We start from the raw sequence: 22,028 nt of genomic DNA, 5'->3' as shown, positions 1-22,028 counted from the left end.
ATGACAACATCTCTGTCCCGCGTTCCCTGCACCGTCGTCACCGGCTTCCTCGGCGCCGGCAAGACGACGCTGGTCCGCCATCTCCTGGAAAACGCCGGCGGCAAGCGGATTGCCATCATCGTCAACGAGTTCGGCGACATCGGCATCGACGGCGAGATCCTCAAGGGATGCGGCATCGACACCTGCCCAGAGGAAAACATCGTCGAACTGGCCAATGGCTGTATCTGCTGCACCGTGGCCGACGATTTTGTGCCGGCGCTCGACAAGATCCTGTCGCTGACGCCGAAGGTCGACCATATCCTGATCGAAACCTCGGGCCTCGCTCTGCCCAAACCGCTGGTCCAGGCTTTCCAGTGGCCGACGGTGAAGAGCCGCGTGACCGTCGATGGCGTCATCGCCGTGGTCGACGGTCCCGCACTGGCGGAAGGCCGCGTCGCCAATGACATGGACGCCCTGCAGGCGCAGCGCGCGCAGGACGAGAGCCTCGACCATGACGACCCGGTCGAGGAAGTGTTCGAGGACCAGATTTCCTGCGCCGACCTGATCATCCTGTCGAAGAGCGACCTGATGGACGCCGCCGGTTCAGCCCGCGCCAAGGCCATCGTCAACGAACACTCGGCCCGCGCCGTAAAGATCGTGCCGACGTCTCATGGCAAGGTCGATCCCTCGGTGCTGCTCGGGCTCGGTCTCGCCGTCGAGGACGACATCGAGAACCGCAAGTCGCATCATGACGGCGCCTTCGACCATGAGCATGACGACTTCGACACGTTCATCGTCGACATTCCCTCGATCGCCAATCCGGACGAATTGGCCAAGCGCGTCGCCGCGGCCGCCGAACAGGAAAACGTGCTGCGCGTGAAAGGCTTCGTCGAGGTCGGCGGCAAACCTATGCGGCTCCTGCTGCAAGCCGTCGGCCCGCGCGTCAATCATTACTACGACCGCGCCTGGACCGCTGGGGACGACCGCCGCTCGCGGCTCGTCGTCATTGGCCTCAAGGGGCTGAACCGCCCGGCGATCGAACGTATCCTCGCCGGCTGATTTTCAGGCCCGGGCCGCGATGCACATCCTCACCACGACCTCCGCCTCGCTCGACGACCTCGCCGAGCCTGTCGATCTCAGGCAGGCGCCGGCGGATATCGTAGCCCTGTCCTTCACCGACAGCGATCTCGCCGGACTGGCTGCGGCGTGGAAGGCCGACGCTGGTCGCCTGCCCTCGATGCGGCTGGCCGCACTGCGCGACCTGCGCCATCCCATGTCCGTCGACCTCTGGATAGACAGCGTCGCCCGCCACGCCAAAGTCATCCTGGTGCGCATCCTCGGCGGCTACGACTGGTGGCGCTATGGCTGCGACCAACTGGCGGTGATTGCCCGCGAACGCGGCATCAAACTGGCGCTGCTTCCCGGTGAAAGCCACGACGAGGATCTCAGGCTGGTCGAAGCCTCGACGCTGCCCCGCGCCGAACTGGACGGCCTGCTCGGCTATTTCCGCGAGGGCGGCCCGGCCAATATGGGCGCGCTGGTGCACAGGCTGGCAGGCTTGGCTGGACAGGATGCGCCCGTCGCCAACCCGGTCAGCGTGCCGAAGGCCGGTTACTATCAGGCTGGATTGGGGGTCGCGGAAGAGCCGGCCGGTTCCAATAGCGGCACTCCCATTGTCCCGATTCTCTTCTACCGATCGATGCTGCTCGCCGCCGATGTCGCCCCGATCGATGCGCTGGCCGAGGCTTTGCGCTCCAGGGGATTGGCACCGGTGCCGATCTTCGTTTCCAGTCTGAAGGATCCGGTGTCGCTGGCGTTCGTCGAAAATGCCATCGCATCGCTGAAACCCGCCGCGATCGTCACCGCGACCGCGTTCGCTTCCGGCGCCGAGCCCGGCGTCGAAACCTTGTTCGACCGCGCCGGCGTGCCCGTCTTCCAGGTCATCGTCGCCACCACGCGCCGCGACATCTGGGAAAACAACCAGCGCGGCCTGGCGCCCGCCGACCTTGCCATGCATGTCGTGCTGCCCGAACTCGACGGCCGCATCCTCGCCGGCGCCATTTCCTTCAAGGCCGAGAGCGATATCGATCCGGCGCTTGGCCATCGTGCGTTGGCGAACCGCCCGGAACTGGATCGGGTGGAGCAAGTGGCGGGGCGAGTCGCGGCTTTCATCCGGCTGCGGGAGACGAAGCGGGAGGAGCGCAAGCTCGCGATCCTCATTCCCGATTATCCCAGTGCCCCTGGCCGCACAGGCTATGCGGTCGGGCTGGACGTGCCGTCCAGCGTGCTGGCCATGCTGCGCGACTTGAGCGAACAGGGCTATGCCGTTGACGGGATTCCGCAAACGCCGCGTGAATTGTTGGATTTGCTGGAGCATAGCAACGACGGATTGGCCCTACAGGAGTATTTGAGCTTCTCGAAGGAGTTGCCGCTCGCAGCAATCGCCGCGGTAGAAGCCGCTTGGGGAAACGCAGAGGGGACAGGTTTGCGCGAGGCGCCCCCCTCTGTCCTGCCGGACATCTCCCCCTCTAGTGGGGAGATCGAACTTGCGTCGCGGCTTTCGCCAACTACCAACATTGCAGAAGGAACGTCGGCCTGCGAACTGCCAATCTCCCTCCTAGAGGGGGAGATGTCCGGCAGGACAGAGGGGGGCGTGACAGAACGCCAGCCTCGCCATGCTATCGAAAAGAATTTCCCCTTCCGCGCCGCGCATTTCGGCAATATCACCGTGGCACTCGCCCCCGACCGGGGCCGCTCGGCCGACCGTCGCGCCGACTACCACGATCCGACCCTCCCGCCGCGCCATGCCCTGATCGCCTTTGGCCTGTGGCTGCGCAAATCGCTCGGCGTCGACGCTCTCGTCCATGTCGGCGCCCACGGCACGCTGGAATGGTTGCCCGGCAAGACCGTCGCGCTGTCGCAAACCTGCTTTCCCGAGATCGTCACCGGCGCATTACCAGTCATTTATCCCTTCATCGTCTCCAACCCAGGCGAAGCAGCGCAGGCCAAACGGCGCATCGCCGCCGTCACGCTTGGCCATTTGCCGCCGCCGCTGGCAGGCGCCGGACTGGACGAGGACCAGCACGAGCTCGAACGGCTGGTCGACGAATACGCCCAGGCCGACGGGCTCGACCGCCGTCGCCGGGACCGGCTCGCCAGGCTGATTGTCGAAACCGCGCAAAAGACCGGCCTTGCCTCGGAAGCCGGCGTCGCCCAGACCGACGCGCCCGACGAAGCGCTGCGCCGCATCGATGCCTGGCTCTGCGACCTCAAGGATTTCGCCATCAAGGATGGGCTGCACATCTACGGCCGCGTCCCCAACGACGAACCGGACTCCATGCGCCGGCAAAGCGCGGACGCCGAGAAAGCCTCCCTGCTCGCCGCGCTCGATGGCCGTCACGTCAAGGCGGGCCCGGCCGGCGCACCCGCGCGCGGGCGCTCCGATGTTTTGCCCACCGGCCGCAACCTGTTCACCTCGGATCCGCGCACCATGCCGACGCCGACCGCCTATGATCTTGGCAAAGCCGCGGCGGAAGAAGTGGTGCGCGGCTACATGCAGTCGCATGGCGACTGGCCGCGTTCGCTGGTGATCGATCTCTGGGGCTCGGCTTCGCTGCGCACCGGCGGCGAGGAGATCGCGCAGGGCCTGGCCTTGATGGGCTGCCGGCCGCAATGGGACACTGCCACCGGCCGCGTCACCGGCATCGAGGTACTGCCCCCGGCGGCGCTCGGCCGCCCGCGTGTCGACGTCACCTGGCGTATATCAGGTCTGTTCCGCGACATGTTCCCGACCCAGATTGCACTGATCGACGCCGCCGCCAAGGCCGTTGCCGCGCGCGACGAGGACGATTCGGAAAACCCGCTCGCCGCCAAAACCCGCGCCGACGGCAAGGTCAGCCCACGGATCTTCGGCACTTCGCCCGGCACGTACGGCGCCGGCGTCGAAGACATGCTGTCGAGTGGCGACTGGACGGCGCGCGAAGAGATCGGCCGCGCCTATCTCGACGCGACCTCGCATGCCTATGGCGGTGCCGGCGGCGAAGGCGTCTCGGCACCTGGAGCGTTTGAAGGCCGCATCGCCGAGGCCGATCTTCTCGTCCACACCGGCGACGACCCCGGCCGCGACATTCTCGAAGGCTCCGCCGACGTCGCTTTCATCGGCGGCTTCTCGGCCGCCTTGGCCATACTTGGCAGGAACGCCGACATCATCGTGCTCGACACCACGGATCCGCAGAGGCCGAAACCGCGATCGGTCGCCGAGGCGGTCTCGCGCGTGGTGCGCGCCCGTGCGGTCAATTCACGTTTCATATCGGGCCAGATGCGCCACGGCCCGCGCGGCGCCTCCGAATTCGCCGAAACCGTCGACCGGCTGGTCGGCTTCGCCGAGACCACCCATGCGATTTCAGGCGCGCTGATCGAGGCTGTGCACGATGCCTATCTTGGCGACGCCGACGTCCGCGCCTTTATCCTGCGCGAAAATCCCGCTGCCGCCAAAGTCATTGCCGAGCGCTTCCTGTCGGCGCGGCGGCGCGGCCTCTGGCATCCCTTGCGCAATTCCATCGACGACGATCTCGCCGCGCTGATCGCCGAGGCCAACGCGCTCGGGGTCGCCGCATGAACGCCTTCTCGCGCCGTGGCGCCTGCCCTGCTCTGTCCGCACCGATGCAGACAGGCGACGGCCTGCTGGTGCGGCTCAACCCGGTCGCTGGAGGTCCATCTTCCGGAGGGTTGTCCCCGAAGCTCTTGATCGCCCTGGCTGAGTCCGCCTCGCGGCACGGCAACGGCATCATGGAAGTGACGGCCCGCGGCAGCCTGCAGATCCGCGGCCTGACAACGGAAAGTGCCGCGTTGCTGGCGGCGGAGGTCGATGCGCTGGGCATCGCGGTGCGCACCGGCGTACCGGTCGAGACCGGCCCGCTGGCGGGTATCGACCCACACGAGATTGCGGATCCCCGGGCGATGGCTGAGCGGATCATGGCGGCGATCGAAGATGCCGGACTGGCACCAAGGCTGGGGCCGAAGGTTTCGGTGGTCGTCGACGGCGGCGGGCAACTCACGCTGGATGCGGTGACAGCCGATGTGCGGCTGAAGGCGGTTCGGGTCAGCGCTGGCACCCTTTGGGCCATATCAGTTGCCGGTGACAGCCAAAGTGAGAAGCGACTTGCGACGGCTGACGAAGATGCGGTGCGCGACATTGCTGTCGCAGCGCTTCGGATGGTCGCTGAGAAAGGTCGGGACGCACACACACGGGATTTGTCGGAGCGGCAGTTGGCCTCTCTCGCAGGTTGGCACTCTACGGCGCCCCCCTCAGAGGGGGGCGCCTCGCGCAAGCCTATCGGCCTTTTCTCCTTAGCCGGCGACATTTTCGCCTTCGGCATCGGCCTCCCCTACGGCAGCATGCCGGCGGACAAGATCATCGGCCTCGCGCAAAAAGCTCTTGCCCTCGGTACGTCAGAAATCCGCCTCGCCCCCGGCCGCGCCTTGCTTTTCCTCGGTCAACCGGCGGAAGCCAATCAATCCCTTCAAGATACCGCCGCCACCCTCGGCTTCGTCACCTCTCCCACCGACCCGCGCACGCGCATCGCGGCTTGCCCCGGCGCCCCGGCCTGCGCCTCCGGCCGGATCGCGACCCGCGACATCGCCGAGGCGATCGCCACCGAAAACGCCGACATCCTCGATTTCACGCTGCACGTCTCCGGCTGCGCCAAGGGCTGTGCGCATCCCGGCCCGGCAGCGCTCACAATTGTCGGCGGCGAAAATGGAGCCGGACTTGTCGTGAACGCGACGGCAAAGGCCCTTCCTGCCGGCTACAGGCCGGGTTATGACGCCGCGCGCGGCTTCAGCCGCGTCGCGGCGACGATCCGCGGCGCACGATATCAGGGCGAAACCGCCGCCGCTTGCCTGACAAGGCTTGGCACGGCAGCAATCGCCGAAATGTACCAACAGGAATGAGCATGGCCGCCTACGACTATATCCACGACGGCACGGCGATCTACGAGCGCTCCTTCGCCATCATCCGCGCCGAGGCCGATCTCTCGCGCTTTTCCGAGGCCGAGGCCGATGTCGCCATCCGCATGGTCCATGCCTGCGGCCAGATCGAGGCGGCAAGTCATTTCGTTTTCTCCCCCGATTTCGTCAGCGCCGCGCGCAAAGCTCTGGCGGCCGGCGCGCCGATCTTCTGCGACGCCGAAATGGTCTCGCATGGCGTCACCCGCGCCCGGCTGCCGACCGGCAATGAGGTGATCTGCACCTTGCGCGACCCGCGCACGCACGACATCGCGAGGCAGATCGGCAATACCCGCTCGGCGGCCGCCATCGACCTCTGGGGCGAGCGCATCGCCGGTTCGGTGGTCGCCATCGGCAACGCACCGACCGCGCTCTTTTATCTCCTGGAGAAGTTGCGCGATGGCGCGCCCAAGCCGGCAGCCATCATAGGCATGCCGGTCGGCTTCGTCGGCGCTGCCGAATCCAAGGACGCACTGGCCGAGAATTCCTATGGCGTGCCCTATGCCATCGTGCGCGGCAGGCTTGGCGGCAGCGCCATGACCGCCGCCGCGCTCAATTCACTGGCGAGGCCGGGTCTGTGAACGCGCTCCCCAAAGGCCGTCTCGTTGGTGTCGGCACCGGTCCCGGCGACCCAGAATTGTTGACGCTGAAGGCCGCGCGGGTGCTGGCCGAGGCCGATGTCGTGGCGTATTTCGCCAAACGCGGCAACAACAGCAATGCGCGCGCCATCGTCGAGGCGCGCTTCCGGCCCGACATGCTGGAACTGCCGCTGCTCTATCCCGTGACCACCGAGATCGAGAAGGACCACGACGATTACCGGTCGCAGATCACGGGTTTCTACGAGGAGTCGGCGGAACAGGTCGCCGAGCACCTCGACGCCGGCAGGGTGGTTGCCGTGCTGTCCGAAGGCGATCCCCTGTTCTACGGGTCCTACATGCATCTGCATGTCCGCCTTGCCCATCGTTTCCCCACCGAGGTCATCCCCGGCGTCACCGCCATGTCCGGTTGCTGGTCGCAGACCGGTGTGCCGATCGTCCAGGGCGACGACGTGCTGACCGTGCTGCCCGGCACGATGAGCGAGTTCGAGCTGACGCGCCGCCTCGCCGACACCGATGCTGCCGTCATCATGAAGGTCGGCCGCAACCTGCCCAAGATCAGGCGCGCGCTGGAGGCGACCGGCAAGCTGACGCGCGCCGTCTATGTCGAGCGCGGCACCATGGCCGGCAGCGTCTCGATGAAACTTGCCGACAAGCCGGACGACAAGGCGCCCTACTTCGCCATCGTGCTGGTTGCCGGCTGGTCCGGTCGGCCAGGCGCGGCTGGAGCCCAGATATGAGCGGCCGTCTCACCGTCATCGGCCTTGGGCCCGGCAATGCAGACCAGGTCACGCCGCAAGCCAGCCACGCTATCGCCGAGGCCAAGTTTTTTTACGGCTACAAGCCCTATCTCGACCGGCTCGACCTGCGCCCGGACCAGACCCGTGTCGCTTCCGACAACCGCGAGGAACTCGCCCGCTCCAAGGATGCCCTGACCAAGGCCGCCGAGGGCCACGACGTTGCCGTGGTGTCGGGCGGCGATCCCGGCGTCTTCGCCATGGCCGCAGCGGTCTGCGAGGCCATCGAGGCCGGCCCAGCCGAATGGCGCGCGGTCGATGTCGCTGTCGTGCCCGGCGTCACCGCTATGCTCGCGGTCGCCGCCCGCATCGGCGCGCCGCTTGGCCACGACTTCTGCGCTATCTCGCTGTCCGACAATCTGAAGCCTTGGGATCTGATCGAACTGCGTCTTCTGGCGGCGGCCGGCGCCGGCTTCGTCATCGCGCTCTACAATCCGATCAGCAAGGCGCGTCCCTGGCAGCTTGGCCGCGCCTTCGAATGCCTGGCCGCCATCCTGCCCGGCACGACGCCGGTGATCTTCGGCCGCGCCGCCGGCCGGCCGGACGAACGCATCGAGGTCTATCTGCTGGCCGATGTCGACGCCGAAAAGGCCGACATGGCGACCTGCATCATCATCGGCTCGCCGGAGACCCGGATCATCAAGCGCGGCGAAAAGCCAGCGCTGGTCTACACGCCGCGCTCGGCATCGGGCTCGACGAAATGACGGACCATCGCGGCCAGCGCTTCGACGGTCTCAGCCGAGGGCACATCCGGCAGGACGGGCCTGCGCACCATGATCACCTCGATGCCGAGCGTTCGCGCCGCGGTAATCTTCCCGTATGTCGCCGTGCCGCCGCTGTTCTTCGACACCACGACATCGATACGATGCTTTTCGAGCAGCACGCGCTCGTCGGTCTCGCCAAATGGCCCCCGCCCGAGCAGATAGTCGGCATCGGGCACAACCAGCTTCGGCTCGACCGGATCGACGCTGCGGATGAGGTAGTGGTGCTGGGGCGCAGCCTCGAACGCGGCGACCTCCTGCCGGCCCAGCGCCAGAAACACGCGGTGCGGCACATCGCCAAGCGCCCGCGCCGCGCCGGCAACGCTGTCGACCTCAAGCCAGCGGTCGCCCTGGACGGCTTCCCAGCCTGGACGCCGCAGGGCAAGGATCGGCACGCCGGTGGCGCGTGCCGCTTGCGCGGCATTGGCGGAGATACGCGCCGCGTAGGGATGCGTGGCGTCGATCAGAAGACCAGTGCCTGTCTCCCTGAGATAAGCGACCAAACCGTCGGCACCGCCGAACCCTCCACTTCGCACGGGCACGCCCTGCGCGACGGGGTTTTCCGTACGGCCGGCCAGCGACAGCGTGACCGAGCAATCGGCGCGTGCCGCCAGTTTTCCGGCCAGTTGCCGGGCTTCGGTGGTGCCGCCAAGGATCAGAATGCGGTGGGTCATCATGCCTGCTGAGGGTCCGCGCGCCGCCAAGCCCAACCCGAGATGGCTCACAATCGTCGGCATCGGTGAGGACGGTTTAGCGGGTCTCGGCGACGAGGCCAAGCGGCGGATCGCCGAGGCGGAGTTCATCTTCGGCGGCAAGCGGCACCTGGCGCTCGTCGCTTCCTTCACCAAGGGCAAGCCGCGTCCCTGGCCGGTTCCTTTCGATGCCGGGATGGCCGATGTCCTGGCGCTTGCCGGCAGGAACGTCTGCGTGCTCGCCTCCGGCGACCCGTTCTTCCACGGGGTCGGCGCCACCCTCGCCCGCAAGGTCAAGCCGCGCGAGATGCACGTCATACCAGCGCCGTCGGCGTTGTCGCTGGCCGCGGCGCGGCTTGGCTGGGCGCTACAGGATATCGAGACCGTCTCACTGCACGGCCACCCGATCGACCTGATCCGCCCGCTGCTGCAGCCCAATGCCCGCATCCTGGCGCTGACATCCGATGGCTTCGCTCCGGCGGCGATTGCCCGCCTGCTCGCCGAACTCGACTTCGGCACTTCGCGGCTGACGGTGCTGGAAGCGTTGGGCGGGCCGAAGGAGACGTTGCGCTCGGCTTGCGCCGATGCCTTCGACATCGAAAACATCAATCCGCTCAATGTCCTGGCCATCGAAATTGATTCGGCCCCGCAGGCGCGCGTGCTGTCGCTCACGGCAGGCCTCGCCGACCATCTGTTCGAGCATGACGGCCAGATCACCAAGCGCGAAATCCGCGCTATCACCCTGTCGGCGCTGGCGCCGAGGCGGGGCGAATTGCTGTGGGATGTCGGCGCCGGCTCGGGCTCGATCGGCATCGAATGGATGCTCGCCCACCCTTCGCTGCGCGCCATCGCCATCGAGGCCGACCCGGCTCGCGCCGCCCGCATCGGCCACAACGCCGTTGCCTGCGGCGTTCCCGGCCTTGTCATTGTGGAAGGCAGCGCGCCCAGGGCCCTGGCCAGACTGGAGACACCTGATGCCATCTTCATCGGCGGCGGCGGCAGCGACGCCGGCGTCATGAATGCCGCCATCAGAGCCTTGCGCGCCGGCGGCCGTCTCGTCGCCAACGCGGTGACGTTGGAAATGGAAGCCCTGCTCCTCGCCCAGCACACAAAGCGCGGCGGCGACCTCACCCGCATCGGCATCTCCCGCGCTTCGCCGGTCGGCTCCATGCAGGCATGGCGGCCGGCCATGCCCGTCACGCAATGGAGCTGGGTGAAGCCATGATGGTCGCGGGCATCGGCAGCCGAAGGGGCGTCACCGTCGAGGACGTGCTCGCGGCCATAGAAACCGCGCTCGAAACGCATGGCCTGGCGATGACAGCTCTTTCGGCACTGGCCACCGCGGCGCTCAAGAAGGATGAAGACGCCATCGCCGCCGCCGGTCGCAAGCTGAACCTTCCCGTCATTATCGTCGACGACGCAGCCCTTCAGGCCGCCTCGCCGGGGACGCTCAGCAGCTCCAGCCTCTCGCGGGAGCTGGCGGGCACGTCATCGGTCTCGGAAGCCTCCGCCCTTGCCGTCGCCGGCAAAGGCGCGACGCTGCTTGGGTCCCGCACCGTGCTCGGTCCGGTCACCTGCGCCATCGCCATCAGCGGAGACGCGCCATGACCGTCCATTTCATCGGCGCCGGCCCAGGTGCGGCGGACCTCATCACGCTGCGTGGCGCAAGGCTCCTGGCGAGTTGCCCGGTCTGCCTCCACGCCGGCTCCATCGTCGCGCCGGAACTGCTGCAACATTGCGCGCCGGGAACGAAGCTGATCGACACCGCGCCGATGTCGCTCGACGAGATCGAGGCTGAATATGTGGCCGCCCACATGGCCGGTCATGATGTTGCCCGCCTGCATTCCGGCGACCTGTCGGTGTGGAGTGCCGTCGCCGAGCAGATCCGCCGGTTGGAAAAGCATAACATCCCCTACACGCTGACGCCGGGTGTCCCTTCCTTCGCGGCCGCCGCCGCCGCACTTCGCCGCGAGCTGACCATCCCCGAAGTCGCGCAAAGCCTGGTGCTGACCCGCGTTTCCGGACGTGCGTCGAAAATGCCGCCGGGCGAAACCCTGGCCGGCTTCGGCCGCACCGGCGCCACGCTGGCCATCCACCTTGCCATCCACGCCATCGACCGCGTCGTCGCCGAGCTGACGCCGCACTATGGCGGCGATTGCCCGGTGGCGATCGTCTTCCGCGCCTCCTGGCCGGACCAGCGCGTGATGACCGGCACGCTGGAATCCATCGAGGCACAACTGGCGGCCGATCCGATGGAGCGCACGGCCATCATCTTCGTCGGCCGCTCGCTGGCGGCACAAGATTTCGGCGAGAGTTCATTATACGACGCCCACTATCAGCGGCGTTTTCGCGGACGGGACGGATTGTGAGCGCCAGCACTGGAAATAACGGCGAAAACGCCACACTCGAACAGGCGCTCGCACGGCTGAACTTCAAGCCGCGTCCGCTTGAGCCGGGGCATGTCTGGCTGGCCGGCGCCGGTCCCGGCGATCCCGGCTGCCTGACGCTGGAGGTGCTGGCGGCACTGGCCGAGGCGGATGCGCTGGTCTACGACGCGCTGGTTTCGCCCGATGTGGTTGCTGTTGCCGGAAATGCCGAGCTTTTCTTTGCGGGAAAACGCGGCGGCAAGCCCTCGATGAAGCAGGATGACATCACCGCTCTGCTGGTGCGGCTGGCGCGTGAAGGCCGCCGCGTCATCAGGCTGAAGGGCGGCGATCCCTATATTTTCGGCCGTGGCGGCGAAGAGGCGCTGGCGCTGGCGCGTGAGAACATCCCGTTCCGCGTCCTGCCAGGCCTCACCTCGGGTCTCAGCGCGCTCGCCGCCACCGGCATTCCCGCCACCATGCGCGGCATCAACAAGGCTGTCATTCTGGCGACCGGCCACGCCGCCGGCACCGATGACGATCTCGACTGGGCGGCGATCGCCCGCACCGGCCAGCCGGTCGTCGTCTACATGGGCATGGCCAATCTGCCTCTGATAGCAGCCGCCCTGCTCGACGGCGGACTGGCGCCATCGACACCGGCGGCCGTGATCGTCGCCGCGACGACGCCGCGGGAAAGGACCATCGTCGCCACGCTCGCCACCATTGCCGAGGCAGCGGCGGCGGCCGGGCTCGCCTCGCCGGCATTGATCGTCGTCGGCGGCATCGTCGCCATGCGCGCGGCAGTGGCGGGTGGGGCATGACGGCCCGGGCGATCATCATCGGCGCGCCGCGCTCTGGTTCGGGCAAGACCAGCGTCACCATCGGCATCCTGCGCGCACTCACCCGGCGTGGCCTGAAAGTGCGCGGCGCCAAGTCCGGCCCCGATTATATCGATCCTGGCTTCCACACCGCCGCCACCGGCCTGTCCGGCGTCAATCTCGACAGCTGGGCGATGTCACCGTCGCTGCTCAATGCGCTCGCCGCGCAAGCGGCCGACGACACCGATTTCGTCATCCTCGAAAGCGCCATGGGCCTGTTCGACGGCATCCCGGCCTCGCCTGGCCGCACCGGTTCGGCTGCCGATCTGGCCCGGCTCTACGGTCTGCCGGTGCTGCTGGTGCTCGACGTGTCAGGCCAGTCGACGACGGCGGCGGCCGTCGCCAAAGGTTTTGCCACGTACGACCCGGATGTGCGCATGGCCGGCGTCGTGCTCAACCGGCTGGGCAGCGAGCGCCATCGGAAGCTGTCCGGCGACGCCATCGAGGCGATCGGCCTGCCCGTCGTCGGCGCTATTTTGCGCGACCCCTCGCTCAATTTGCCCGAGCGCCATCTCGGCCTCGTCCAGGCCGGCGAATATGACGACCTGATGGCGCATCTCGACCGGCTCGCCGACACGGCGGAGAAGTCGCTCGACCTCGACGCGGTCATGGCCCTGGCAACGCCCTTCGCCCCGGCAGCAGGTTCCTTCGCCGACGCGCTGCGGCCGCCCGGTCAACGCATCGCGCTTGCCGAGGATGCCGCCTTCACCTTCCTCTACCCGCACGTCGCCGCCTATTGGCGCAAGGCCGGCGCGGAAATCGTCCCGTTCTCGCCGCTCGCCGACGAAGCGCCCGATGAGGATTGCGACGTCTGCTGGCTGCCCGGCGGCTATCCCGAGCTTCATGCCGGCAAACTCGCGGCCGCCGTGAATTTCCATGCGGGGATGGCACGTTTCGCCACGACAAAGCCGATCCATGGCGAATGCGGTGGCTTCATGGTGCTTGGTGAAGCGCTGGAGGATGCATCAGGCGAAACGCATCGCATGCTCGGCCTGCTCGGCCATTCCACCAGCTTCGCCAGGCGCAATATGAATCTTGGCTATCGCGAGGCACGGCTGCGCGCCGACTGTCCGCTGGGTTCGCAAGGCGCGCTGATCCGGGGTCACGAATTCCACTATGCGCAGATGACGGCCACCGGCAATGACGAGCGTTTGGCCGATCTCGCCGATGGCCAGGGCAATCCGCTCGGCGCCTCAGGCTACCGGCGCGGCCATGTCAGCGGCACCTTCTTTCATGCGATTGCGAGGAGCTAGGGCCATGAAGCTCCCGAAAATCACCCTGTCGCCCCGACAAGTCCTCGACGACATCGCGCTTTGCCTGGTCTTCTTCACCCGCCTGCCGCTGCCCGTGTTTGATTTTCGCGGCCGCAACCTCGCCGCCGCGATCTGGGCCGCCCCCATTGCCGGCCTTGTCGTCGGCCTGATCGGCGCCATCGTTTTTGCCACGGCGGAACGCTTTGGCCTTGCCATTGGGCCGGCGGCTGCCCTTGCCCTTGTTGCAACCGTGGCTACCACGGGCTGCCTGCACGAGGATGGATTGTCGGACGTTGCCGACGGCTTCGGTGGCGGCAAGTCGCGCGGCCGCAAGCTCGAGATCATGCGCGACAGCCGCATCGGCGCTTATGGCGCCATGGCGCTGGCGCTGGCGCTGCTGATCCGCTGGAGCGCGCTGTCGCAAGTGGTGGAACCCACACAGGCTCTGTTTGCGCTCGTGGCGGCGCACGCAGCCTCGCGTGGCGTGCTCGGCGCCTTCATGCATCTCTTGCCACCGGCGCGGTCCGACGGCCTGTCGGCTGGCGCCGGCGCCGTTTCGCTCGAAACGGCAATAGCCGGAGCCGTGCTCGGCGCGATACCACTGCTCCTGCTCGGGCTTGGCGGCGCCATTGCCGCGCTCATCCTGCTCGGCCTGTTCTTTGCCGCCTTCCACGCCCTTTGCCTCAACCAGATCGAGGGCCAGACCGGCGACACGGTTGGCGCCTTGCAGCAGTTGAGCGAAATCGCGGTGCTTCTCGTCGCTTCCGTCGCCCTTTCCTGACCCCTTGACCTGATTCCCTTCCGGAGACATTGCCCCCATGCCCTTCAAATCCCTCAATGAACTGCGCGCCGCCTGCCTCGACCTGCCTGCCGGCAGCGAAGTGGCCGCCAGTGCCGTCGCTCGCCGCCAGGACACGCTGACCAAGCCGCAAGGCAGCCTCGGCAAACTCGAAGCGATCGCCGCCTGGCTGGCGCGCTGGCAAGGCCGCGACATGCCAAGGCTCGACCGCGTGAAAGTCTTCGTCTTCGCCGGCAACCACGGCGTCACCGCGCAGGGCGTGTCGGCCTACCCCTCCGAAGTCACCGTGCAGATGGTGGCGAATTTTGCCGGCGGCGGTGCCGCCATCAACCAGCTCGCCCGCATCGCCGGCGCGGAACTCGACGTCATCCCGCTTGATCTCGACCATCCCACCGGTGACTTCACGCAAGTGCCGGCAATGGATGAGAAGGCCTTCCTCGCCGCTGTCTCGGCGGGCTATGACGCCGTGACGAAAGACCTCGACCTAATCTGCTTTGGCGAAATGGGCATCGGCAACACCACGCCCGCCGCCGCCATTTCGGCTGCCTTGTTCGGCGGCGGCGCCGAAAAGTGGACCGGGCGCGGCACTGGCGTCGACGATGCCGGCCTGAAGCGCAAGGTGGTCGCCATCGAAGCCGGCCTGAAGCGCCACGCCGCGGCCCTTGCCGACCCGTTGAGCGTCGCTGCCAGCCTCGGCGGGCGCGAACTCGCCGCCATCTTCGGCGCCACGCTCGCCGCCCGTCATCTCGGCGTACCCGTGCTGCTCGACGGCTTCGTCTGCACCGCCGCCGCCGCGCCGCTGGCGAAGCTGCACCCGACCGGCCTTGCCCATACGATCGCCGCCCATGTCTCAGCCGAATCGGGTCATCGCGGCCTGCTCGAAGCGCTCGCAATGCCGCCGCTGCTCAATCTCGGCATGCGGCTCGGCGAAGGCTCCGGCGCATGCCTCGCCGTCAACATCGTCCGCTCGGCGCTGGAATGCCATGCAGGGATGGCAAGCTTTGCCGAGGCTGGGGTTTCGGAGAAGTAATCCGTCAAACTTTTAACGTGATTGAGCCAAAATAATAACGTCGTTGTGATTGTTACATGAGATCAGTGGATCTCATGTGGAGATCAGGCGATGTATTTGAAGGCGATACCTGCCATTGCACTGCTTTTCGGCACTGCTGCGCCAGCTTTTTCGCAGTATGTCGATGAGAACGGCCGCTTCCGGCACGCGGGCGACGATGGACTGGCCAAGGTCCAGTCCAGCCTGACCATGACCCTTCCGGTCAAGGACGAAGAGGATGTCGCCACACAGCAGCAAACCGCGCTGCGTTCGTTCTACAAGGTCGCTGCCGCCAGTTGCGCCATGGTGCTCGATACCGTCGCCGACACGTGCGAGGTAACCAGCGTGACCACGAACGTCAACGCCAGGGATCGCAGCATGGGAGGCGCTGCGGGATCGCAGATGACGGTGACCGGGCAGATCGCCATGAAGGTCAAGTTCAAGGCCAGTATTGGCAAAGCGGCGCAGTGAACGGCCATTGCGGTCCGAGACGCGCCAAACGCGTCTTGCCTTCCAGGGTCTTTCCACCAAGTCTTCTAGGAATTTGGTGGGTGCGCACAGGATTGAACTGTGGACCCGCTGATTAAGAGTCAGCTGCTCTACCAACTGAGCTACGCACCCACTCGGCCGGCAAAAACCGGCGTTGGCGGGCATATAGCCGCCGATACCGGTCCTGTCCAGCCCTGCTGGAATCATTTCCCGACAAATCGACCGAGGCTCTCTCCAATCAGGCGAAAAGCTTGCCTTCCGCCACCTTGATCGCATGCCCGCCAATGCGCGCGGACGCCAGTTTTCCGCCTTGCACGGTCAGTTCGAGGCGGATGCGCGACGGCCGGCCCATCTCCAGTCCCTGTTCGATCCATAGCTGCGAAACCCCGTCCGTCGGACCGTCGAAATGCATGATGGCGCCGGCGAAGGCCGCCGCTGCCGAACCGGTCGCCGGGTCCTCATAGGAAGGCGTGCCGGGAACGATCATGCGGACATGGAAAGCGCTTTCGTGGTTCACCGTTTCGCGGCAATAGACGTACGGGCTGGCGAAGGCCCATTCGCTCTTGCGCGGCGCCAGTTCCGACCATGCCTGGTTGTCCAGCCGGATGCAGCCCGCCGCTTCGAGATTGGCGACAGGAATGGTCACATAGGGCACGCCGGCCGACCAGAAGGCGATGCGGTGATTCTCGAAGCCGATCTCGTGCGGCGCCAGGCCAAGGGCAGCGCCGATCGCCTCCGGATCGGCCTCCAGCTTCAGCGGCTCCGGCAATTTCGCCAGGTCGAACTCGGCGAAGGTGGCGCCGTCATGCGTGCTGACCGCGCAACGCACCGGGCCGATGTTCTCTTCAAGCACGAAGATGCCGGCGCCGCCCTCGCCCGCCAGTTCGGCCAACGCGATGGCCGAGCCCACCGTCGGATGGCCGGCGAATGGCATTTCATAATCGGGCGTGAAGATGCGGATGCGGTTGCGGTGCTTGGGATTGTCCGGCGGCAACACGAAAACCGATTCGGACAGGTTGAACTCGCGCGCGATGGCCTGCATCGCGGCCGTGTCCAGACCTTTGCAATCCAACACCACGGCCAGCGGGTTGCCAGCCAGTCGCTCGGTCGTAAACACATCGTAAAGCAAGTAATTCCGGGTTTGCATCCCTGCCTCAATCCCAACATGGGCGAAATTTAATTTGATATTCGAACCGGTAAGCCTGATCTGTGCACAGACAGGGACATTACGCATCATAGGGGTCCGACGTGGACCAGATTGTCAATCTGCCAAAGACGGAATCGGATTCCGCCATCGAGACGGCGCTTGGGCTCGACCAGACCGGTCGGCGCAGGACGCGCCGGCGTGGCTGGCTCTATGCGTTGCTGACCCTCATCGTGCTTGCCGCCGGCCTTGGCCTCTATCAATGGTATGCGGGCACGCCGACCAGGATTGACTACACCACGGTGCCGGCCGCCAAGGCCGACCTCACCGTCCAGGTGTCGGCGACAGGCACGCTGCAGCCGCTCACCCAGGTCGACATATCAAGCCAGCTCTCAGGCATCATACGCTCGGTCGCGGTCAACGAGAACCAGCAGGTGAAGAAGGGCGACGTGCTGGCGGCCCTCGACACCGCCAAGCTGCAGGTCCAGATCGAACGCGCCGAAGCGTCCGCCAAGGGAGCGGCCGCCAATGTGGAGGATGCCAGGGTGACGCTCGCCGAGAACGAGAGCGCGCTTGTCCGCGCCGCGGCCCTGACCAAGCGTGGCATGGCAACCGACCAGTCGCTCGAGGCGGCGACCGCGACGCGCGACCGTTCCAAGGCGGCACTCGATAGCGCCGAGGCCAATCTCGCCATCGCCAATGCCGATCTCAAGTCGCAGCAGACCGACCTTGCCAACAGCACCATCTACGCGCCGATCGACGGCATCGTGCTGACGCGTTCGGTCGACCCCGGCCAGACGGTCGCTTCCTCGCTGCAGGCGCCGGTGCTGTTCATCATCGCCGCCGATTTGAGGAACATGGAACTGGTGGCGGCGGTCGACGAAGCCGATATCGGCGCGGTCAAGTCGGGCCAGCATGCCCGTTTCACCGTCGACGCCTTCCCGGAGCGGCCGTTCGATGCCAAAATCCGCGACATCTCCTATGCCTCGGTCACGACGGACGGCGTCGTCACCTACAATGCGCGGCTCGAAGTCGACAACAACGAGTTGCTGCTGCGGCCCGGCATGACCGCCACCGTTTCTGTGGTCACGAGGGAAGCCAAGGGCGTGCTCACCGTGCCCTCGTCCGCTTTCCGCTATCGCCCGGCGCAGCAAGCGGCGCGCGGCTGGAGCCTGAGCGACCTGTTCACCGGCCGCATGGGCCGCGGCAATCGCCAGCGCCCGGTGGCGAAGGCCCCGACCGATGGTTCCCGCACGCTCTATGTGCTGGAGAACGGCCGCCCGCATCCGGTCAACGTCAAGATCGGTTCGACCGATGGCGAACTGACCGAGATCACCTCCGGCCTGGAGGAAGGCGCGCAGATCATCACCGCTTCGCAGTCGCGGAGCTGAGGCAGTGGCCGCGGGCGCCCCCCTCATCACCTTCGACAAGGTCTGGAAGAGCTACGGCCAGGGCGAAGCCAAGGTGCATGCGCTGGCCGGAGTCGACCTTGCCATCCGGCGCGGTGAATTCGTCGCCATCATGGGCCCATCGGGCTCCGGCAAGTCGACGGCGATGAACATCATCGGTTGCCTCGACACGCCTACGGCCGGAACCTATTCCTTCATGGGCGTCGATGCCGGCCGGCTCGACCGCAACCGCCGCGCCATGCTGCGCAACCTCTATGTCGGCTTCGTCTTCCAAGGCTACAATCTGCTGGCACGCACCACCGCGGCCGAAAATGTGGAACTGCCGCTGATCTATCGTGGTGTCGCCGCCCGCGAGCGCCGCGACCTCGCCATGCAGGCGCTGGCCGAGGTCGGCCTTGTCGGCCGCGAGCATCACACGCCGGCCGAACTCTCCGGCGGCCAGCAGCAGCGCGTGGCGATCGCACGCGCCATCGTCACCAGGCCGACGCTGCTCGTCGCCGACGAGCCGACCGGCAATCTCGACACCGCACGCACGCATGAGATCATGGAGCTGCTGACGCGTCTGAACAAAGAGCTTGGCCTGACCGTCACCATGGTCACCCACGAAGCCGATGTCGCCGAATATGCCGAGCGTACCATCCGCTTCCTCGACGGCCATGTCGCCTCCGACACCATGAATATGGAGGTGGCATGATCTGGGAAACCGTCCGCCTCTCGCTGCGCTCGATCCGCCGCAACGTGCTGCGCTCGTTCCTGACCTTGCTCGGCATCGTCATCGGCGTTGCCGCCGTCATTGCCATGCTGACCATCGGCTCCGGCACCACGCAAAAGGTCAAGTCCGACATTTCCAAGCTCGGCAGCAATCTTCTGGTCGTCCGAGCCGGGCGCCCGGCCGGCCCCGGCGGTCCGGGCGGGCTCGACCAGGCGGTGCGGCCGCTGGCGGAAAAGGATCTGGCGGCGCTGGTTGCGCATCTCACCGGTGCGCGCGCCATCTCGCCGGCGGTGCAGAAGCAGGTGCGCGTCATCTTCGGCACCGAGAGCCTGACCTCTGGCGTCACCGGCACCGACAGCGCCTATCTCGACGCACGCGACTGGAAACTGGTGTCCGGCCGCCCGTTCAGCGATTCCGAAACCCGCTCCGGCACCGGTGTGTGCCTGATCGGCGAGACGGTGCGCCAGCAATTCTTCGGCGCCGGCGATCCCGAGGGCGAGATCATCCGCGTCAACCGCACCTCCTGCAGGATCGTTGGGCTGCTCGAGCCGAAAGGCTACACCGGCTTCGGCCAGGACCAGGACAATGTCGTGCTGATGCCGCTCGCCGCCTATCAGCGCCGCATCGCCGGCAACCGCGACATCGACAACATCTACATCGCCGCCGACGACCGCACGCCGACCAGCGAATTGCAGCCGCGCGTCGAGGACATTTTGCGCGATGCGCGCCGCATCACGCCCGACCGCGAGAGCGATTTCGCCATCCGCGACATGACCCAGATCGCCGACGCCATGGCCAGCGCCACCACCACGATGACCGGCATGCTGGGCGCGGTCGCCGGTGTCAGCCTGCTGGTCGGCGGCATCGGCATCATGAACATCATGCTGGTGTCGGTCACCGAGCGCACGCGCGAGATCGGCATCAGGCTCGCCATCGGCGCGCATGAAAAGCACATCCTCATCCAGTTCCTGGTCGAGGCGACGGTGCTGTCGCTGCTTGGCGGCATCATCGGCATCCTGATTGGGCTGGCGCTGGCCGGCCTTGCCTCGGTGACGCTGACCATACCTTTCGCGCCTAGCCCGGCCGTCATTCTGCTTGCCGTCGGCTTCTCCGCGCTGATCGGCATGGTGTTCGGCTTCTTCCCGGCGCTGCGCGGCGCCAGGCTCGATCCGATCGACGCCTTGCGTCACGAGTAAAAGGGTAAGCTGCGAGGGCGTCCGGCACTCCGGGCCGGTTTTACACAACCTTCGACGTTTCCGCCTTGCCCAACCTATCGTCACTGTGTTGGCGATGTTATGCCAAGGCATATCTGGTCGAGGAGCGGCTGATGAGCAAGAAGGCGCGCGTGATCCTGGTGATGATCATCATCGAGGCCGCCCTTGCAGGCATCTGGTGGTATCTCGCCCGCTACGGCATGACCAATCCCGACCGCGTCACCGCCGATTTCCAGGCGGTCGTTGGCCAGACGATGGGAATGGCCATCGGTGGGTTGCTGGGTATCGGCTTCATCCTGTTCTTCGCCGCCGCGCGCAACGACCGCAAGGCACTCACAAGCAAGACATCATAGGGCCTGGCCGCTCCACGACATGATCGCGGCACCGACGTACGGTTTCAGTGGCAGGCGGGGCTACGACGCGCTTTCCCACGGATTGACGATGTTCAAACCGGCGGCCGCGAATGGACCGGTGTCACGTGTGGCGACAGTGAGACCGTGCGCTACGGCCGTCGCCGCGATATAACCGTCGGCGTTGCCGATCGCCTTGCCTGCGGCTCTCGCCTGTACCATGAGATCGGCATAGGCGCGCGACGCGTCGAGGTCGAACGGCAGAATGCGGCCCGCAAACAACGGCAACGCGTCCTGCTCAAGACGATCATGCAGGATCGTGCGGCGCTTGCCGGAAGGCATGGCCGCGATCCCGAAACGCAACTCAGCCACGGTGACGGCCGAAAGATATAGGGTTTCGACGGCCTGGGCGTCGATCCACGCGATGACGCGAGGATCGGGTGCAGGTCTCCATGGCTCAAACATGACGCTGGTGTCGATGAGGATCATTCGAACCGCACCGGCTCGCCCGGTGTTTTGTCGCGGAGCTGCTGCAAGGTATCGACATCCTCTTGCGACAATCCGGCCTCGCGGCCGATGGCGGCGAGCAGCGAACCGAGCTTGACCCGATTGGCCGGCCGCACGGCCGTTTCCAGGATCTCACGCATTTCGGCCTCAGTGCTGCGGCCATGATGCGCAGCCCGCACCTTCAAGGCGCGGAGCGTCTCCTCTGGCAAATTGCGGATCGTGACGGCGCTCATCGATATCATTCCAATCTACAATGATGTCACTGCTATCAACATAGAAAATCTGCTATCGATACAACTGGTACGCACCGATATTAGTCTGCGCGCGCGAAATGCCACTCGATCAGCGGCTTCATGTGCGGCGACAGGCCGTCCGGCAGGTCGCCGGCATGGCGGATGATCACCGGCCCCTCGATCTCCGGGTCGGCTTCGGTGGCGACGAAGGCCAAGATTTGGCGCGCGATCTCATCGGCGGGCGCGTCGACGTGATAGCGGCGGAAGATGACGGTGCCGCTTGCCGTCGACAGAGCGTGCCAGCGCACACCACGCCTGGCATCCGACAGGTCGATACCGGTCTCCTCGCGCACCTCGCGCATCATGTTGAAATCGACATCGACGAGACCGTCGCGGAAATCGATCGGCTCGAACGAACCGGCGGCGAAATAGACCCGGCCGGCACTGACGGTTCGCGGTCCCATGCGGATCGCCACCAGAGCGTTGTCCCCGGCCACCAGCACGGCATGGGCATAGGCGTGTTCGGCGCCGGAATTCTCGCGCCGCTTCCGCCACAGCATGAAGGTGGAGTAATTGACCGCATGGCAGCGGCCGATAAGGCTGCGGTCGCGATAGGCAAGCTCGGAAAGCAGCACCACAATGCCGTCGAACAGCGCCGGATTGGCAGCGATCTCGCGGCGCCAGTTCTCGGCAATCGCCGCGGCATTCTCCACCGCGAAGGGATGCGAGCCGGGATCGAGACGCACATCGATGGCATCTACCGGCAGGATGACGTTGCGCGGAAGATCAAAATTCATG

Annotated in this window: 23 protein-coding genes and 1 tRNA gene; 18 read left to right on the top strand and 6 right to left on the bottom strand. The window is 66.3% G+C overall.

Annotated elements, in window-relative coordinates; all coding sequences use genetic code 11:
* From cobW to LB571_RS13065, 6 genes are read left to right on the top strand one after another with little or no spacing between them, the layout of a single operon-like run.
* Window positions 1-1,038 (top strand): cobalamin biosynthesis protein CobW, encoded by a 1,038-nt coding sequence (gene cobW / locus LB571_RS13090; RefSeq protein ID WP_224594944.1) that lies wholly within the window; start codon window positions 1-3, stop codon window positions 1,036-1,038.
* Window positions 1,039-1,057: 19 nt separating this feature from the next.
* Window positions 1,058-4,597 carry a cobaltochelatase subunit CobN gene (locus LB571_RS13085; RefSeq protein ID WP_224594941.1) on the top strand — a complete coding sequence of 1,180 codons (3,540 nt, stop codon included), beginning with the start codon at window positions 1,058-1,060 and terminating at the stop codon, window positions 4,595-4,597.
* Window positions 4,594-5,931 carry a precorrin-3B synthase gene (gene cobG / locus LB571_RS13080; RefSeq protein ID WP_224594937.1) on the top strand — a complete coding sequence of 446 codons (1,338 nt, stop codon included), beginning with the start codon at window positions 4,594-4,596 and terminating at the stop codon, window positions 5,929-5,931. Before LB571_RS13085 ends, cobG begins: the two co-directional genes overlap by 4 nt.
* Window positions 5,932-5,933: 2 nt before the next feature.
* Window positions 5,934-6,566 carry a precorrin-8X methylmutase gene (locus LB571_RS13075; protein WP_224594935.1) on the top strand — a complete coding sequence of 211 codons (633 nt, stop codon included), beginning with the start codon at window positions 5,934-5,936 and terminating at the stop codon, window positions 6,564-6,566.
* Window positions 6,563-7,321 carry a precorrin-2 C(20)-methyltransferase gene (locus tag LB571_RS13070; RefSeq protein WP_224594930.1) on the top strand — a complete coding sequence of 253 codons (759 nt, stop codon included), beginning with the start codon at window positions 6,563-6,565 and terminating at the stop codon, window positions 7,319-7,321. Before LB571_RS13075 ends, LB571_RS13070 begins: the two co-directional genes overlap by 4 nt.
* Window positions 7,318-8,082 (top strand): precorrin-3B C(17)-methyltransferase, encoded by a 765-nt coding sequence (locus LB571_RS13065; RefSeq protein WP_224594928.1) that lies wholly within the window; start codon window positions 7,318-7,320, stop codon window positions 8,080-8,082. The genes LB571_RS13070 and LB571_RS13065 overlap by 4 nt, the downstream gene beginning before the upstream one ends.
* On the opposite strand, the gene LB571_RS13060 is transcribed toward LB571_RS13065, so the two are convergent.
* Window positions 8,046-8,813, bottom strand: a complete 768-nt coding sequence (locus LB571_RS13060; RefSeq protein WP_224594926.1) for a cobalt-precorrin-6A reductase — start codon at window positions 8,811-8,813, stop codon at window positions 8,046-8,048. The genes LB571_RS13065 and LB571_RS13060 overlap by 37 nt on opposite strands.
* Before the next feature lies 1 nt (window position 8,814).
* On the opposite strand from LB571_RS13060, the gene cbiE reads away from it, so the two are divergent.
* From cbiE to LB571_RS13020, 8 genes are all read left to right on the top strand, one after another.
* Window positions 8,815-10,056, top strand: coding sequence for a precorrin-6y C5,15-methyltransferase (decarboxylating) subunit CbiE (gene cbiE / locus LB571_RS13055; protein ID WP_224594924.1), 1,242 nt, complete (start codon window positions 8,815-8,817; stop codon window positions 10,054-10,056).
* Window positions 10,053-10,439 (top strand): cobalamin biosynthesis protein, encoded by a 387-nt coding sequence (locus LB571_RS13050; RefSeq protein ID WP_140660991.1) that lies wholly within the window; start codon window positions 10,053-10,055, stop codon window positions 10,437-10,439. The genes cbiE and LB571_RS13050 overlap by 4 nt, the downstream gene beginning before the upstream one ends.
* Complete coding sequence (gene cobM, locus LB571_RS13045; RefSeq protein WP_140660990.1) at window positions 10,436-11,200, top strand: precorrin-4 C(11)-methyltransferase; 765 nt, start codon at window positions 10,436-10,438, stop codon at window positions 11,198-11,200. Before LB571_RS13050 ends, cobM begins: the two co-directional genes overlap by 4 nt.
* The gene (cobA, locus tag LB571_RS13040) at window positions 11,197-12,015 is read left to right on the top strand and encodes a uroporphyrinogen-III C-methyltransferase (protein ID WP_224594923.1); all 819 of its coding nucleotides are present in this window, start codon (window positions 11,197-11,199) and stop codon (window positions 12,013-12,015) included. Before cobM ends, cobA begins: the two co-directional genes overlap by 4 nt.
* Entirely contained in the window at window positions 12,012-13,325 is a 1,314-nt protein-coding gene (locus tag LB571_RS13035) for a cobyrinate a,c-diamide synthase (RefSeq protein WP_224594921.1), read from the top strand. The genes cobA and LB571_RS13035 overlap by 4 nt, the downstream gene beginning before the upstream one ends.
* A gap of 4 nt (window positions 13,326-13,329) precedes the next feature.
* Window positions 13,330-14,106, top strand: a complete 777-nt coding sequence (gene cobS, locus LB571_RS13030) for an adenosylcobinamide-GDP ribazoletransferase (RefSeq protein ID WP_224594918.1) — start codon at window positions 13,330-13,332, stop codon at window positions 14,104-14,106.
* Between the two features lie 37 nt (window positions 14,107-14,143).
* Window positions 14,144-15,154 (top strand): nicotinate-nucleotide--dimethylbenzimidazole phosphoribosyltransferase, encoded by a 1,011-nt coding sequence (gene cobT / locus LB571_RS13025; protein WP_224594917.1) that lies wholly within the window; start codon window positions 14,144-14,146, stop codon window positions 15,152-15,154.
* 90 nt (window positions 15,155-15,244) lie between these two features.
* Window positions 15,245-15,643, top strand: coding sequence for a hypothetical protein (locus LB571_RS13020; RefSeq protein ID WP_140788719.1), 399 nt, complete (start codon window positions 15,245-15,247; stop codon window positions 15,641-15,643).
* 74 nt (window positions 15,644-15,717) lie between these two features.
* Here LB571_RS13020 and LB571_RS13015 read toward each other — a convergent pair.
* Window positions 15,718-15,793, bottom strand: a tRNA-Lys gene (locus LB571_RS13015).
* 106 nt (window positions 15,794-15,899) lie between these two features.
* The gene (locus LB571_RS13010; protein WP_224594914.1) at window positions 15,900-16,808 is read right to left on the bottom strand and encodes a PhzF family phenazine biosynthesis protein; all 909 of its coding nucleotides are present in this window, start codon (window positions 16,806-16,808) and stop codon (window positions 15,900-15,902) included.
* Between the two features lie 101 nt (window positions 16,809-16,909).
* Here LB571_RS13010 and LB571_RS13005 point away from each other — a divergent pair, with 101 nt between their 5' ends.
* The 4 genes from LB571_RS13005 (at window position 16,910) to LB571_RS12990 (ending at window position 20,493) form a co-directional block, all read left to right on the top strand.
* Window positions 16,910-18,196, top strand: coding sequence for an efflux RND transporter periplasmic adaptor subunit (locus LB571_RS13005; protein WP_140660983.1), 1,287 nt, complete (start codon window positions 16,910-16,912; stop codon window positions 18,194-18,196).
* Between the two features lie 4 nt (window positions 18,197-18,200).
* A complete protein-coding gene (locus LB571_RS13000; RefSeq protein WP_140714721.1) occupies window positions 18,201-18,908 on the top strand; it encodes an ABC transporter ATP-binding protein in 708 nt (235 codons plus the stop codon).
* Window positions 18,905-20,122, top strand: coding sequence for an ABC transporter permease (locus LB571_RS12995; protein WP_224594912.1), 1,218 nt, complete (start codon window positions 18,905-18,907; stop codon window positions 20,120-20,122). The genes LB571_RS13000 and LB571_RS12995 overlap by 4 nt, the downstream gene beginning before the upstream one ends.
* Before the next feature lie 131 nt (window positions 20,123-20,253).
* Window positions 20,254-20,493 (top strand): hypothetical protein, encoded by a 240-nt coding sequence (locus tag LB571_RS12990; RefSeq protein ID WP_224594909.1) that lies wholly within the window; start codon window positions 20,254-20,256, stop codon window positions 20,491-20,493.
* Window positions 20,494-20,553: 60 nt separating this feature from the next.
* Here LB571_RS12990 and LB571_RS12985 read toward each other — a convergent pair whose 3' ends face one another.
* From LB571_RS12985 to LB571_RS12975, 3 genes are all read right to left on the bottom strand, one after another.
* A complete protein-coding gene (locus tag LB571_RS12985) occupies window positions 20,554-20,979 on the bottom strand; it encodes a type II toxin-antitoxin system VapC family toxin (RefSeq protein WP_224594908.1) in 426 nt (141 codons plus the stop codon).
* A complete protein-coding gene (locus tag LB571_RS12980) occupies window positions 20,976-21,230 on the bottom strand; it encodes a FitA-like ribbon-helix-helix domain-containing protein (RefSeq protein ID WP_140615778.1) in 255 nt (84 codons plus the stop codon). Before LB571_RS12980 ends, LB571_RS12985 begins: the two co-directional genes overlap by 4 nt.
* Before the next feature lie 80 nt (window positions 21,231-21,310).
* A complete protein-coding gene (locus LB571_RS12975; RefSeq protein WP_224594907.1) occupies window positions 21,311-22,027 on the bottom strand; it encodes a hypothetical protein in 717 nt (238 codons plus the stop codon).
* Window position 22,028 lies beyond the last annotated feature (1 nt).

The sequence above is a fragment of the Mesorhizobium sp. BR1-1-4 genome (genome assembly GCF_020165375.1).
GTDB classification, from domain to species: domain Bacteria; phylum Pseudomonadota; class Alphaproteobacteria; order Rhizobiales; family Rhizobiaceae; genus Mesorhizobium; species Mesorhizobium australicum.
Note: the sequence above shows the minus strand (reverse complement) of the source record. Positions and strands in the feature narration are given on the sequence as shown.

What these genes read in the sequence shown, in the direction of transcription:
- LB571_RS13085 (WP_224594941.1), top strand. Translation starts at nt 1,058, where the DNA reads ATGCACATCCTCACCACGACCTCCGCCTCGCTCGACGACCTCGCCGAG.
- LB571_RS12980 (WP_140615778.1), bottom strand. Translation starts at nt 21,230, where the DNA reads ATGAGCGCCGTCACGATCCGCAATTTGCCAGAGGAGACGCTCCGCGCC.
- cobM (WP_140660990.1), top strand. Translation starts at nt 10,436, where the DNA reads ATGACCGTCCATTTCATCGGCGCCGGCCCAGGTGCGGCGGACCTCATC.
- LB571_RS13035 (WP_224594921.1), top strand. Translation starts at nt 12,012, where the DNA reads ATGACGGCCCGGGCGATCATCATCGGCGCGCCGCGCTCTGGTTCGGGC.
- cobG (WP_224594937.1), top strand. Translation starts at nt 4,594, where the DNA reads ATGAACGCCTTCTCGCGCCGTGGCGCCTGCCCTGCTCTGTCCGCACCG.
- cobW (WP_224594944.1), top strand. Translation starts at nt 1, where the DNA reads ATGACAACATCTCTGTCCCGCGTTCCCTGCACCGTCGTCACCGGCTTC.
- LB571_RS13060 (WP_224594926.1), bottom strand. Translation starts at nt 8,813, where the DNA reads ATGACCCACCGCATTCTGATCCTTGGCGGCACCACCGAAGCCCGGCAA.
- LB571_RS13050 (WP_140660991.1), top strand. Translation starts at nt 10,053, where the DNA reads ATGATGGTCGCGGGCATCGGCAGCCGAAGGGGCGTCACCGTCGAGGAC.
- LB571_RS13065 (WP_224594928.1), top strand. Translation starts at nt 7,318, where the DNA reads ATGAGCGGCCGTCTCACCGTCATCGGCCTTGGGCCCGGCAATGCAGAC.
- LB571_RS13020 (WP_140788719.1), top strand. Translation starts at nt 15,245, where the DNA reads ATGTATTTGAAGGCGATACCTGCCATTGCACTGCTTTTCGGCACTGCT.
- LB571_RS13010 (WP_224594914.1), bottom strand. Translation starts at nt 16,808, where the DNA reads ATGCAAACCCGGAATTACTTGCTTTACGATGTGTTTACGACCGAGCGA.
- LB571_RS12975 (WP_224594907.1), bottom strand. Translation starts at nt 22,027, where the DNA reads ATGAATTTTGATCTTCCGCGCAACGTCATCCTGCCGGTAGATGCCATC.
- LB571_RS12990 (WP_224594909.1), top strand. Translation starts at nt 20,254, where the DNA reads ATGAGCAAGAAGGCGCGCGTGATCCTGGTGATGATCATCATCGAGGCC.
- LB571_RS13075 (WP_224594935.1), top strand. Translation starts at nt 5,934, where the DNA reads ATGGCCGCCTACGACTATATCCACGACGGCACGGCGATCTACGAGCGC.
- LB571_RS12995 (WP_224594912.1), top strand. Translation starts at nt 18,905, where the DNA reads ATGATCTGGGAAACCGTCCGCCTCTCGCTGCGCTCGATCCGCCGCAAC.
- LB571_RS12985 (WP_224594908.1), bottom strand. Translation starts at nt 20,979, where the DNA reads ATGATCCTCATCGACACCAGCGTCATGTTTGAGCCATGGAGACCTGCA.
- cobT (WP_224594917.1), top strand. Translation starts at nt 14,144, where the DNA reads ATGCCCTTCAAATCCCTCAATGAACTGCGCGCCGCCTGCCTCGACCTG.
- cobS (WP_224594918.1), top strand. Translation starts at nt 13,330, where the DNA reads ATGAAGCTCCCGAAAATCACCCTGTCGCCCCGACAAGTCCTCGACGAC.
- cbiE (WP_224594924.1), top strand. Translation starts at nt 8,815, where the DNA reads ATGCCTGCTGAGGGTCCGCGCGCCGCCAAGCCCAACCCGAGATGGCTC.